The sequence below is a fragment of the Chryseolinea sp. H1M3-3 genome (genome assembly GCF_029360725.1).
GTDB lineage: Bacteria > Bacteroidota > Bacteroidia > Cytophagales > Cyclobacteriaceae > Chryseolinea.
The window spans coordinates 116,832-131,133 of record NZ_JARKMY010000009.1; the positions used below are offsets into that span (position 1 = coordinate 116,832).

Annotated in this window: 10 protein-coding genes; 8 read left to right on the plus strand and 2 right to left on the minus strand. The window is 42.5% G+C overall.

The window, feature by feature from the left end; translation table 11 throughout:
• Positions 1–397 precede the first annotated feature (397 nt).
• Positions 398–2,416 (plus strand): FAD-dependent oxidoreductase, encoded by a 2,019-nt coding sequence (locus P2W71_RS15270; protein ID WP_276372138.1) that lies wholly within the window; start codon positions 398–400, stop codon positions 2,414–2,416.
• Between the two features lie 22 nt (positions 2,417–2,438).
• Here the strand turns inward: P2W71_RS15270 and P2W71_RS15275 are convergent, their stop codons facing one another.
• The gene (locus tag P2W71_RS15275) at positions 2,439–4,004 is read right to left on the minus strand and encodes an MFS transporter (protein WP_276372139.1); all 1,566 of its coding nucleotides are present in this window, start codon (positions 4,002–4,004) and stop codon (positions 2,439–2,441) included.
• Between the two features lie 245 nt (positions 4,005–4,249).
• Here P2W71_RS15275 and P2W71_RS15280 point away from each other — a divergent pair, with 245 nt between their 5' ends.
• From P2W71_RS15280 to P2W71_RS15300, 5 genes are all read left to right on the plus strand, one after another.
• Positions 4,250–4,873: a TetR/AcrR family transcriptional regulator gene (locus tag P2W71_RS15280; protein WP_276372140.1), complete on the plus strand. Its 624-nt coding sequence runs from the start codon at positions 4,250–4,252 to the stop codon at positions 4,871–4,873.
• A gap of 47 nt (positions 4,874–4,920) precedes the next feature.
• Entirely contained in the window at positions 4,921–6,291 is a 1,371-nt protein-coding gene (locus P2W71_RS15285) for a TolC family protein (RefSeq protein WP_276372141.1), read from the plus strand.
• A gap of 17 nt (positions 6,292–6,308) precedes the next feature.
• The gene (locus P2W71_RS15290) at positions 6,309–7,370 is read left to right on the plus strand and encodes an efflux RND transporter periplasmic adaptor subunit (RefSeq protein ID WP_276372142.1); all 1,062 of its coding nucleotides are present in this window, start codon (positions 6,309–6,311) and stop codon (positions 7,368–7,370) included.
• A 6-nt stretch (positions 7,371–7,376) separates the two neighbouring features.
• The gene (locus P2W71_RS15295; protein WP_276372143.1) at positions 7,377–10,421 is read left to right on the plus strand and encodes an efflux RND transporter permease subunit; all 3,045 of its coding nucleotides are present in this window, start codon (positions 7,377–7,379) and stop codon (positions 10,419–10,421) included.
• A gap of 198 nt (positions 10,422–10,619) precedes the next feature.
• Complete coding sequence (locus P2W71_RS15300; protein ID WP_276372144.1) at positions 10,620–10,802, plus strand: hypothetical protein; 183 nt, start codon at positions 10,620–10,622, stop codon at positions 10,800–10,802.
• A 73-nt stretch (positions 10,803–10,875) separates the two neighbouring features.
• On the opposite strand, the gene P2W71_RS15305 is transcribed toward P2W71_RS15300, so the two are convergent.
• Positions 10,876–12,102, minus strand: coding sequence for a DUF1343 domain-containing protein (locus P2W71_RS15305; RefSeq protein ID WP_276372145.1), 1,227 nt, complete (start codon positions 12,100–12,102; stop codon positions 10,876–10,878).
• A gap of 287 nt (positions 12,103–12,389) precedes the next feature.
• Here P2W71_RS15305 and P2W71_RS15310 point away from each other — a divergent pair, with 287 nt between their 5' ends.
• Positions 12,390–12,965, plus strand: a complete 576-nt coding sequence (locus tag P2W71_RS15310; RefSeq protein ID WP_276372146.1) for a DinB family protein — start codon at positions 12,390–12,392, stop codon at positions 12,963–12,965.
• Between the two features lie 65 nt (positions 12,966–13,030).
• Positions 13,031–14,284 (plus strand): Hsp70 family protein, encoded by a 1,254-nt coding sequence (locus tag P2W71_RS15315; RefSeq protein ID WP_276372147.1) that lies wholly within the window; start codon positions 13,031–13,033, stop codon positions 14,282–14,284.
• Positions 14,285–14,302 lie beyond the last annotated feature (18 nt).

Below are 14,302 nucleotides of genomic sequence, written 5' to 3' on the forward strand. Positions count from 1 at the left end.
TTTTGTTGTGACCGTAGCATCTCGATCAGTTTGATAAGCTTTCCGTACATCATCTTTCCTTTCTTTTGTTTAAACTTCACCGCTTCATCAGTTTCAAAATGAAATAGCGGTCTCCATTGTTGACGCTTCCATGTGATTAAATTCCGTCGTCGAATAGAACACAGTGAGGAGAAGCGAGTAGGAAACCGTTACCAGTTTTTACTCGATTTGAATGTTTTAACAATGGAAGCAGTTTGAATTGGATCGCATGAGAACGATACATGTATTACAGCTGACGCCAGACGACCATAGAACTTGATTGGCAATTTATCAATATATTGTTTTCAAATTGAAGTTGGTTTGTTTAATACCGCCATCGACGACAATCTTCTGGAGTACTTAAAAGCTATTTATTGGTATGAAAATTTTTTTAAGAATTTGTCTGTTCAACGCCTTCGCATTTTTACTTATCTCGCAAGCTTGGTCTCAAAAAACGACCACGGTAGATATTTGTGTCTATGGAGGAAGTTCCGCCGGGGTCATCGCGGCTTACACGGCAAAAAAGCTAGGGAAATCTGTGATCGTTATTGAGCCTGGAAAACACCTCGGTGGCCTTACATCGGGTGGGCTAGGTTTTACCGACATCGGTAACAAGTACGCAGTTTCCGGGTTAGCCCGTGATTTTTATCGCCGAATAGGAAATCATTATGGGAAGTTTGAACAATGGATCTTCGAACCACATGTTGCAGAAAATATTTATAAGGAATACGTAAAGCAAGCGAAGGTAAATATACTGTTTGGCCATCGCATAATTGACGCTCGAACAAAAGATGGATACATCCAGGAAATTATGGTTGAAAATTCAACGACCCCTGTTGCATCAACAAACCAAATCATCCGTGCAAAAATGTTTATTGATTGCTCTTACGAAGGTGATTTAATGGCTAAGGCAGGGGTTTCGTATTTTGTGGGAAGAGAAGCGAACGATCTATACAATGAAACCTATAACGGAGTACAATTAAAAGATAAGCATCAATTCGTTGATGGCATTGATCCCTATAAAACTCCCGGAAAACCTGAAAGTGGGTTGCTGTGGGGAATAAGCAACGAAACTTTATTACCTGAAGGTTCCGGTGATAAGAAAGTACAGGCTTACAACTTTAGAATATGTCTCTCCCGTGATCCGAAGAATCTGATGCCGATTGTAAAGCCAGATGACTACGATTCAACGCGTTATGAATTGTTGATCAGAATGCTGGAGAAAGAACCTAATCGACCTTTCAATTTAATTCTGAAGCCCGACCTGATGCCAAATGAAAAAACGGACATCAATAATAACGGTCCGTTTTCCACAGACATGATTGGCATGAATTACAATTATCCGGAAGCCAGCTATGATCAGCGCACAAAGATTGTTAAGGAACACGAAAACTATAACAAAGGACTTTTGTACTTCATCGGGCACAGCGGACGTATACCTAAACCGTTGAGAGAAGAAATGTTGAAATGGGGTTACCCCAAAGACGAGTACACTGATAATGGCCACTGGTCTCCACAGATGTACGTACGTGAGGCAAGACGTATGGTAGGGTCATACGTTATGACCCAGGCAAATTGTGAAGGCAAAGAGAAAGTAAGCGACGGTGTAGGCATGGCAGCTTATACCATGGATTCACATAACACCAGTCGGATCGTGATCAACGGCATGGTGAAAAATGAAGGCGATGTACAGGTTGGAGGATTTCCACCATATCCGATTTCCTATCGTTCATTAATTCCAAAAGCAAGCGACTGCAAAAATCTATTTGTACCAGTATGCCTGTCGGCAACACACATTGCCTACGGATCAATCCGCATGGAACCTGTCTTCATGGTGCTGGCGCAGTCTTCCGCAACGGCCGCCGTACAGGCTATCGACCGGAACGTAAGTGTTCAGGAAGTCGATGTTGAAACGCTGCAGAAAAAGCTGATGGAAGATCCACTCGTGGATGGAAGCACGCCTGAAATATTGATTGACAACGATGACAAAGAATCGATAACCACCACGGGCAATTGGACCCATGAAAAGAATGGCAGGGGATGCTATGCCTTTTCGTTTCTAAAGTCTCCAATGGATAACAACAAAACAATTCAAAGTGTGAGATTTAATCCTTTGGTCAAGAGCGCCGGTAAGTATGAAGTATTCATTTATTTTCCCCGGTTGGAAGGCGCTTCGACAACCGTAACAACCATTATTCACACTGGAAAAAAAGAACAAGAGGTCGTTTTACGTCCCAATGAAATAAAGGTAGAGGGTCAGACGTCCGGCGAGTGGATCGCTGCCGGGAAATATGACTTCAGCAAAGGAAAAGATAGCACAGTCGAAATATCGACAAAGAATGCAGATGGAATTGTGATTGCCGATGCAGTGCTCTTTATACCATTAAAAAGCAATTGAGGTCACTCGCCAGTAATAATACTTAATGTCCGCTGGGTTTTACTGTCTTTAAAAACTTTGCGGCCAATAAAGCTAAACCGACCGCGATAATAGCACCGATCACAGAATTAACCTGCATACCTGTGACAAACGCTTCATTCGCTGTACCCAGAAGTTGAATACCATGTTCCTGAGGCAATTTACTTGCAACGCTTGCTGCACCGCCCAGGGTCTCCGTTGCTTCGTCAGCTAGGTTGGCTGAAATCGGTGGTATATCACGCGTTATTCGTATTCGGTATATAGCTGTTCCTATACTTCCCAGGACTGCAATTCCAAGTGCGCCACCAAATTCAGAACTGGTTTCTGAAAGCGCCGAGGCAACACCTGCACGTTCAGGTGGCGCCGCACCAACAATCAGGTCAGTGGTCAATGTAATCACTGGCGCTAATCCTAATGAATAAATCAGCATACCCACAACCAGATATCCCATTCCGTTATCGACATCGACTTGTGTGATCAGCCCGAAGCCGAGGGCAGCGATAACAAGTCCACCGGTAATTACATGAACAGGGCGAACACGGTGTGCAAGCATGGGTGCAAAAACGGATCCGATAATAAAGCCACCAAAGGAGGGAAGCGCCAACAATCCAGCTTTCATTGGTGAAAGTTTTTGAATGAACTGCATGTACTGAAATATAAAAATGAATCCGCCAAAAGCGATGAACGTTATCAGCGTATATATCGTGAGTGCAGCACTGAAGGCCGGAACTTTGAATAAGTTAAGGTCAATCATAGGATCTTTTAAACGCCGTTGCCGCAGTAAAAAGATTTTGCCAATGAAGATTCCTACCGCGATCGATGCTATTGACACCCACCCAACGCCGCCTTCAGCGATTTTCTTCAAACCAAAAATCATTGCGAGAACAGCAGTTAAGGAAAGCAACGCACTTAGAAAATCCAGCTTACCTGCATCCGGGTCTTTAAACTCAGGCAATAAAAAAGGGCCGAGCCCAAGAAGTAATATCATTACAGGAACTGCAATAAGGAACACTGATCCCCATGAATAATATTCCAGCATAGCGCCACCGACCACCGGCCCGATCGCACCGCCCGCAGAATAACTGGCAACCCATACGCCGATAGCGACCGTTCTTTGTTTAGGATCAAGGAACATATTCCGGATGAGTGAAAGCGTTGATGGCGCTAACGTGGCGCCTGCAATTCCGAGCACGGCCCTGGCAAGAATCAACATCTCCGGTGTTTTAGAAGATGCGGCAAAAATAGACGCTGCTCCGAAAGCAACGGCACCCATAAGCAATAATTTTCGGCGTCCTATGCGATCACCCAATGTGCCCATCGTCATCAGCAAACCTGCAACAAGAAATCCATAGATGTCGACGATCCATAATAATTGAGAACTGCTAGGTTCAAGATCTATTGTAATATGCGGGATCGCCAGGTTTAGTACGGTAAGATCCATTGAATAGAGTACACAAGGCAGAGCAATAACTGCCAGACCAATCCATTCCTTTCTTCCGGCGCGGAGTCCTTGCGTTTCCAAAATTGTGTCTGTTAGCGGATTTTCAGTAGGCCTCAGGTTTTCCATCATTATTTTAATCGCTGGTGCAAAATTGAATTGACGAGAAATGTCTTGAGAAAGATACCTTCCCTTTAATTACAAAAGTATGGGCATTAGCGTAGACAGGACGGTGTAACTACGGCAATGTAAAGGGCCGATCCCGCCAAATTTCCCTCAAGTCACCATGTTGTGAATAAAGAAAATGGACAAAAAATTTTGCAGATCTCCGCAACCTAACTAACTTAACACCGTTAAGTAACTTACCGATTCCGGATATGACTATAAGCACGAGAAAAGAGCGTCAGAAAGAAGAGCTAAAGGGTAAAATTCTCCAGGCGGCCAAAGAACTGTTCATGCAAAAGGGATTTGAGGACACGTCCATTCGCAATATTGCCGAGAAGATTGAATATTCTCCGACCACTATTTATCTATATTTTAAAGATAAGGATGACATTTTTTGTGAACTTCACAGGGAAGGATTTTCTCTTTTAAATCAATACTTTCGCCCCCTCGCGCATGTTTCAAATCCATATGAGAGGTTGAAAGCCATTAATAAGGCATACATCAGTTTCGCCATGGAGAATGGTGAATTGTATGACTTAATGTTCATTATTAATTCCCCAATGAAGTCGATTCAGAAAGATGAATCGGATTGGGAAGAAGGAAAACGCGCGTTTAGTTTTCTGGTGAATACGGTCCAGCAGTGTATAGATGCTGGCTATTTCAAAAATATGCAAGTGGAAGTAGTGGCTTTTACGGTATGGTCTATGGTGCATGGTATTGCTTCCCTTGAGATCCGTAATCGTTGCCCTGTTGTAGAAAACTTAAATGAAAAAGACCTGGCCCTTAAAGCAAGCGATATGGTAAATGAAATATTAGATCGCATGCACAAAAAATAAAATAAATTTTTTTGCGATACGACTTAACAGTGTAAACTAAATAATCAATGCTAATTAACTCTCTACCTATCAGCAAAAAAGCGTTCCAATGGTGCTGGACCTTTGTATTATTCGCTGCCACCATTTCAGAAGCACAAACCTTAGAGGACTATGTGCAGGAAGGCTTGAAAAACAATCTTGTACTGCAACAGAAAAACGTCACCCTTCAACAGGCGCAGCATTCCTTAAGGATCGCTAAAAGTTATTTCCTTCCTACCGTAAATGTTTTAGCTGATTATACATCAGGGGAAGGGGGTCGGAGCATCGGCATTCCCGTGGGGGACTTATTAAACCCGGTATATGCCTCGTTAAATGAAATGACGCAAAGCGATGCATTTCCGCAAGTGGAAAATGTAAACCAAAACTTTTTCCCTAAGAATTTTTATGATGCAAAGATACGTACATCCATACCGTTGGTTAATACCGACCTCCTAATTAACCGGTCCATTCAAGGCCAGCAACTCATGTTGAGACAATATGAGCTCGATGTTTATAAACGCCAACTGGTATTGGACATTAAAACTGGCTACTACAATCATCTCGCAGCATTATCGGCAATAAAAATTTATGAAAGTGCGCTGACCCTGGTGCAAAAAAATGTAGAGATTAATGAATCGTTGTTACGAAATGGGAAAGCGCTACCGGCAAATGTATTGCGTTCAAGAAGTGAATTGGAACGCGTAAAGGCCGATGTTAACGACGCTCGAAATCAATTAAGCAACACACGCCAATATTTGAATTTTTTATTGAATAGAGATCTCAATCATGAGGTGGTCACCACATCTTTATTGGAAAGCATTGTTCTAACCGATACAGCTTCCAATATGATTAATAAAAGGGAGGAAATTCAAATGATCAAAACAGTCCGGCAGATCAATAACTCCTCCTTACAAATGAGCAGGCTTAGCCGTTTGCCTAAAGTCAATGCCTTCCTGGATCTCGGTACCCAGGCACAGGATTGGAAATACAACAACGATTCGCGCTACTACCTTGTCGGAGTACAACTTTCTATCCCCGTATTTCAAGGCTTTCGCAACGATATAACTATTCGTCAAAATAAGCTTGAGATTCAAAAAACGGAGCAGCATCTTAGATATACAAGTAAGCAATTAGAAATGGCTATGGCTATTTCAAAGAATCAATTGCAGACGTCTATTCAGAATTTCCATGCGGCGCAAGAACAATTGAAGTCTGCTAAGAGCTATTTCAATTTGGTTGAAAAGGGATACAAAGAAGGTGTCAACTCGCTCATTGAATTCCTTGATGCACGAAACCAGCTTACGTCATCCGAACTGCAACTCAATCTACGTCAACTTGAAGTACTGACAGCAGAAGCGAATCTCGAAAGAGAAACAGCTGCTTATGCGATCGAAAATTAAACCACTATCCACGCTCTATGAAAAAGAATATCATTATCACATTAACATTTGTCGGTGCACTTGCCTCAGCAGTCGTTTTGCAATCTTGTACTGACAGTAAAGGAAATGCAACCATTCCAAAGAATTCAGAACCTATTCCCGTACGAGTAATTGAATTGCAAAAATCCGTAGGACATCAAATTATTAAGGCATCTGGACAGCTCACAACAAATGACGAGACGATCCTTGGCTTCAAGACCAGTGGCATTGTAAACTCTATTCTTGTTAAAGAAGGTGACTTTGTCAAAAAAGGTCAACTGCTTGCAACCCTTGACCTACGCGAAATTGATGCTCACGTCGCCCAGGCACGTTTTGGTTACGAAAAAGCCCAACGAGATTTTGATCGCGTTAAAAATTTGTACCAAGACAGCGTCGCTACCTTAGAGCAGTTGCAGGATGCAGAAACGGGACTAGCGGTTGCAAAAGAACAACTCGCTGCTGCAGGCTTTAATCGGAACTTTTCATCCATCTATGCAATAGGAAATGGTTATGTATTACGAAAATTTGTGAACCCTGGCCAAGTGGTCGACGTTGGAGATCCGATCGTAATGACTAACGGCGCCGGTACGGCAAAATGGATATTAAAAATTGGTGTTAGCGACAAACAATGGTCGGATATCAATATTGGCGATAGTTCAACAGTAACAATCGATGCTTTTTCAGACAGAACTTTCGAAGCCAAAGTTGTGCGTAAATGGGAAAGTGCGGATCCACAGACCGGCGCGTTTACCATTGAGCTGGAAGTTAAGCAGGGCCGTGCAAGATTTGCCAATGGCATGTTTGGGACAGCTGAACTTTCGTCGAAAATTAAGCAAACGTCATGGAGTGTTCCTTATGAGTCTGTATTGGATGCGAACGACAATGATGGTTTCGTATTCATAACCAATGATAATAAAAAAGCTCAGAAGCAGCCGGTGGTCATAGCGTCGTTTGACGGTAAAACCATTAGAATCAGCCGAGGCTTGGAAAACACAAATGCCTTAATCGTTTCCGGCAGCGCTTATCTTACCGATAACTCACCCATCTCCATCATTAAATAAGCGCATATGAAAATTTCTGAATATGCTGTAAAGAACTATCAGTTCACACTCATTATGTTTTTGATGGCGGTTGCCTTAGGTGTGACTACTTTATTTAATATGCCACGAAGTGAAGATCCTGATATTGAAGCGCCTCAGTATGCCATTGTAGTTGTATATCCTGGCACTAGTCCAAAAGACATGGAAGAATTAGTTGTTGATCCAGTGGAGGAAAAAATAAATGAACTGGAAGACATGAAGCGGATCAAAACCACGATCAGCGATGGGCTTGCCGTGTTTCGCGTCGAGTATAAATATGAAAGTGATCCAGATGAAAAATACCAGGAGTTGGTTCGTGAAATAAACAGTCTTAGACCGGATTTGCCAAAGGATATTTTTAGCATCGAAATTCAAAAGTTTCAGCCCTCGGATGTTAACATCGTACAGATAGCATTGATTTCTGAAAATGCTTCTCGCACTAAACTGAAATTTTATGCAGAAGCATTGCAAGATGAGCTTGAGAAGATCTCTGCATTAAAAAATGTTGAAATTCAAGGACTGCCGGAACAGGTTGTTCGTATTGAACTGCGCCTTGAAAAGATTGCTCAAATGCATATCCCTTTAGATGCTGTAATCGGGACACTCCAAAGTGAAATGGCAAATATCCCTGGCGGTAGTATCGTGGCAGGTTCAAAAACATTCAGTATAAAAACCAGTGGTAACTATACCAGTCTTGATGAAATTAAGAACACCATTGTGTATGCGGCGAACGGAAAAAATATCTTACTTCGGGATGTCGCTGATGCGTACATAACATTTGATGAAACCAAACACATTACACGTCTGAACGGTCATCGTTGTGTTTTTGTCATCGCGGCACAAAAACCCGGATTAAATATCACCCAAACTCAAAAGGTATACGCTCCCGTGCTGGAAGCCTATGATAAAAAGCTGCCATCGAACATTGATATGGTACATCACTTTGACCAGGCAGATAATGTAAATGGCAGGCTGGCAGGTTTAGGGAAAGATTTTCTCATTGCAATTTTTCTGGTTTCCATAACCCTTTTGCCCTTAGGATTTCGTGCTGCCACCATCGTGATGATATCCATTCCATTATCCCTGGCAATTGGTCTGGTGCTGCTGAATTTGCTGGGGATTAGTTTGAATCAGTTGAGTATTGTAGGTCTGGTAGTGGCGCTTGGCCTGTTAGTTGACGATAGTATTGTTGTAGTAGAAAATATTGAACGTTGGATGCGCGAGGGCCACTCCAGATTCGAAGCAACTATCAAAGCAACAAAACAGATAGGCCTGGCGGTAGTAGGCTGTACAGCAACGTTGATCATTGCATTTATGCCTCTGGTGTTTTTGCCAGAAGGCGCCGGAGATTTCATCAGAGGTTTGCCACTTGCTGTGATCATGTCGGTATTGGCATCGATGCTGGTGTCTCTAACGGTTATTCCATTTTTGTCTAGCAGATTGTTAAAAGATCATGGTCATACAGGAGGGAACGTTTTTATGCAGGCCCTTCAAAAGGTGATTCATGGAAGTTATTCCCGGCTGTTGGATAAAGCATTAAAGCATCCTGTTGTCACAACGGTTGTGGCAGGCGTCATCTTCTTTGGGTCGTTGCAGTTGTTTCCGGTGATAGGTTTTGCATTGTTTCCAGCTTCCGAAAAGCCACAATTCATTATCAATGCGATTACCCCGTTGCAAACCAATCTCGATCGTACGGATTCGGTTGCCAGATTTGTTGAACGTGCTGTTAGCCGAATACCACAGGTGTCTTATTATGCAACAAATGTCGGCAAAGGCAATCCACGCATTTATTATAATGTTGTTCAGGAAAATGAGAGGACTGATTTCGCACAAGTGTTTGTTCAACTAAACGATGACACATCACCTGCGGAAAAGGTCAGAATAATCAATGCGCTTCGTGATGAATTTAAAACATACCCTGACGCTAAAATTGAAGTAAAAAACTTTGAGCAAGGTCCACCAATTGTTGCACCGGTAGAAGTCAGGTTATTTGGAGACAATCTTGACTCGCTTCGGCACTATGCGTCACACATTGAAAAGTTGCTCGCTCAAACCGAGGGAACGATCTATGTGAATAATCCTGTGAGTAATCTGAAAAGTGATATGCGCGTCGTTATCAACCAGGACAAAGCGCGTATGAGTGGAATAAATACCGTAGACATTGATCGTACAGTAAGGCTTGCTATTGCGGGCTTGGATATGGGCAATTTCTCGGATGCGGATGGAGAGGACTTCGATATTTTTTTAACAACCCCCAAAAAAGAAAGGGCTACACTGGCATCTCTTGACAACCTTTTTGTAAATACGAGTCATGGTTCGGCCGTGCCGTTAGAGCAGATTGCCACACTGAAATTAGAATCGTCGCCACTCAGAATAGATCATTACAACAAGATCAGAATGGTTTCTGTATCAGCCTTTGTTCAAAAAGGTTATTTAAACGACAAAGTCATTAGCACGGTGGTTGAGAAAATGAATCATCTGAAATTGCCTGATGGATACAGTTTTATGATGGGCGGTGATGTGGAGGCTAGCAACGAATCTTTTGGTGGCCTGGGGCCAATCATTATTGTAACGGTATTCATGTTTGTCGCGGTGTTGATATTAATGTTCAAGACATTTAAAAGCATGTTGATCGTTTTAAGTGTAATACCATTGGGAGTTGTTGGTGCAGCCATAGCGTTGCTTATCACTGGAAACCCGTTGTCGTTTGTCGCGATTATCGGACTCATTGCATTGGCAGGGGTGGAGGTAAAGAATTCCATTCTATTGGTCGACTTTACCAATCAATTGCGCGCCCAGGGTAAATCCGTGGATGAAGCAATACGGGAAGCAGGAGAGGTACGTTTTCTTCCTATCGTCCTGACGTCATTGACTGCCATTGGCGGATTATTACCCATTGCGCTCTCTACCAATCCATTGATTGCTCCTTTGGCGATCGTATTGATCGGTGGGTTGATCAGTTCTACACTTCTCTCCAGAATCGTCACGCCGGTGGTCTACAAGCTGATACCGCCACAGATCAACCAGGTTTAAATGTAACAAAGTGTTTAGGTTTTTGCATAACGCGAACGATACGTTCCATTATTCAAACGCCTAAACACTTACTTCAAAAACACAATTCCTGTCAAACGTCAGTAACAAAGACTGATTTGTATTTGCTCAATAACTTCTGAAAGTCAGTGACAACTGCTTCGTTTCAAGCGACATTTGATACATAAAAAAATTTGATCTATGAAAATTTTACTGGGTATTGTACTGCTTGGATATATGATTTTCGGAGCAGTGAGCGAAAGTCCTAATGAAAAAAATTTGCAAGAGAACAAAGTGTCCAAAATGAATGTCGGGAAGGGGGACACTGTGCAAAGCAAAAAAGTTGTTTATCTTGATGCTGATGGCAAACTAATTGAAGACTGAATATTGTTAGCTTCCCCGTTAGCTAGTGACTCTTTCAAATTTAGTACGATAACCAACCCTTTTACTACATCCATTAAGGGTACAGCAAATACTTCTTCCTCATTTCTTTATAATTGCTGAGTCCTGGCTCCCAGCTTGCCCGAATTTCCTTCTCCGATTTTCCGTCCTGAATTTGTTGACGGAAAGTTTCAACGCCTACCAGCCTTTCAATCGTTCCCATTTCCCTGCTTAAACTGGAATCAAAGAATTTTTCTTTATGAGGGTATGAATTGTACAATTCGATCATCCACTGCAAGTTAATCTGCCGCCGCTGACGAAGCAGGCCGATATCATACTTTCTGAGATCTAATCCGTAACACACTTGGTTCATGTGCAAGGGTGTTTCTGCCATTCCCTTAATGCTCACCGGCGTATAAGAAAATTCATAAATCCCTTTTAATTCCGGACTTCCTAAGACGGTAAAAGGATAATATGTTCCCCGGCCATGATTGAGATATGTTCCTTCAAACAGACAAGTTGATGGATATAACATTACAGCTTGTTGCGTATTCAAATTCGGCGATGGGCTAACGGGTAGGGTATAGGGCATATCATGATTATAATTGGCCACCTTCACAATCCGAAGCTTACATTTCACTTTATTGGTGAGCCATCCCTCACCGTTGGCCATCTGCGCAAACTCGCCTACGGTTAACCCATGGGCTATTGGTAACGGAAACATTCCGATGCCTGATGTGAATTTCATATCCAGTATGGGCCCGTCTATTAAATAGCCGTTGGGGTTTGGCCGGTCAAGGATTAAAAGTTCTTTATCGTTTTCGTGGCAAGCCTCCATTAATCGCGCAAGGGCATTAATGTTTGTATAAAACCGGCATCCTACATCCTGTAAATCATAAATCAGGATATCGACATCAGCAAGATCTTCCTTCGTAGGTTTATTTTTCTTTCCGTATAAAGAGATAATAGAAATACCTGTAGCAACATCGGTCTCATCCGAAACTAGAACACCCGCACTTGCCTTGCCTCGGAAACCGTGTTCCGGACCAAATACTTTGACGATGTTGACGCCCAAGCTTTTCAGACTGTCTACTAGATGAGTGTCGCCAATGATGGACGTAAGGTTGGCTAGAATAGCTACACGTTTATTTTTTAGATATGGCAGGTATTGATCAACCTGGTCGGCGCCAGTCAAAATTTTCTTTTCTTGAAATCGAATTTCCCTTTTGGTATCCACGGAATGCGACCGGATAAAAAGACAACTGATTAAAACGACTGTTAAAAGGATTAATTTTTTTTGCATATGTGCAAGATAAGTGTTTCTCCAACAGCCCGAAAGAGATCGGAATAAACATCTAAATAACAAAACTCTGCAGCATCGTTTTCCACTTTCAAAAAAACTATTACATTTGTCACATCATGAACACATCAGTATTCCATATCGACGCAATGATTCAGCTTCGCAAAAACGTGAAGATGACTTCAATGCCCGGGAATTATCGATGTCGGTAAGATGAAACAACTTACTAACGATATAGAAGCCCGGGTCAAACGCCCGGGCTTTTTTTATTAACAACAGATTTGAATCTTATGCCTTTTGAACATACACTTATTAACTTAAAACGCGAACTCATACGCACGTTTGCCGTTGTGGATGAATGGTTCGACAAAGCACATACGTTACGTAGTTATAAGCCCGCCGACGGAGGATGGGGTGTTAGCGAAGTGCTGGAACATATTATGCTTACCAATCATTTTTTGCTTATCGTTATTGAAAAAGGAACGTTAAAGGCACTGAAGAAAAGCGAAAATATCGACGGCAAGTTCATCGTACCTGAAGACTACGTCCTGGCTACCCCAGGTTTGCTACAGATCGGGGACCCGAATGCTTTTGAATGGCAACGCCCTGAGCATCATCAACCCACGGGAAGTCAGTCGTTGCATGACGTCAGGCGGGAGATTCGAGATCAACTTGACCAATGTTTAATCACACTTGAATTACTTCAGCGTGGCGAAGGTATATTGCACCATACAACAATGTCGGTGAACAGCCTGGGAAAGTTGGATGTTTATCAATACGTTTATTTTCTAGCCTTACATGCACAGCGCCATTTAATACAGATGAAGAATATCGAACAGGAGTTTGAAAAATGTTTAAGTGTCTAGCTATGGCCACGTTACCCTTGATGATGCATTACCTAAACACCTAAACACCCAAACACTTCTCCACTATGGCCATCTCCTGCGGAATCGACTTCGGTACCTCTAATTCGAGTGTGGCCATTGCCCAGCATGATCAAGTTATACTGGTACCGGTCGAGAAGACGCACATAACTATACCGAGCGCGATTTTTATTCCGCCGCAGGGTTACAACCCTATTTATGGCCGCGCCGCCGTCAAAATGTTTTTCGATCGACAGGAGGGAAGATTCATGCGAAGTTTAAAACGTGTTCTCGGAACACCGCTGATGAAACATGGCACTCAGGTCAATGGTAAGCCCCTGAAATTTGAAAAGATCATCGCATCTTTTATTCAGAATTTGAAAGAACGGGCCAACATTCTTGCAAAGGAAGAGATTGAAAATGTGGTGATGGGGCGTCCGGTTCATTTTGTCGACAACGACAAAGATGCGGATCACCGGGCACAGGAGGAGTTAACAAGCATTGCACAACGGATAGGATATAAGCATGTTGAATTTCAATTTGAACCCATCGCCGCTGCGTTTGCGCATGAAGTAAATATTAAAGGTGAAAAGCTAGCCATTGTTGCGGATCTCGGCGGAGGAACTTCCGATTTTACAGTGATCCGATTGTCTTCTCAATACGCAGCCAAGGCGGATCGTGCTGAGGATATATTAGCGAATACCGGTGTACGGGTTGGTGGCAATGATTTTGACAAAGACCTGGCACTATCGAGCATTATGCCCGAGTTAGGATATCTCAGTACGTATGGTAAGAAGAATTTGGAAGTGCCACTGAAATATTACCATGATCTTGCGGAATGGAGTAAGGTGAATCTACTGTACTCCCCAAAAGTCCTTTCACAGGTAAGGCAATTTTTTCACGAATCGCATGATAAAAGAAGGTTTGGAAGATTGCTGAAACTTTTAGAACAGGAGCGAGGACACAGTCTTTTAAGCACTGCCGAGGATACAAAAATCGCACTAACCACTCGAGCCGACCATACTGCTTCATTCGATTTTCTGGAAAAGGATTTTGCAATTCCAATAAGCCGGAAACAGTTTGAAGATGCCATTCAACACGAGGTCGGGAAAATATCCAAAGCTGCAACGGAGTGCCTGCTGAAATCCGGTATTAAAGCTGATAAAATAGATCTTGTAATTCTTACCGGAGGCTCAACTGAAGTTCCTCTTGTACAATTGGCATTTAAGAAATTATTTCCCCAGGCTGCCGTAGCAGATGAGAATAAATTGTCAAGCGTTGGAATTGGTCTTGCATATGATAGCCGGAAAAAATTCAGATAAACAATCCAGGAACAATGC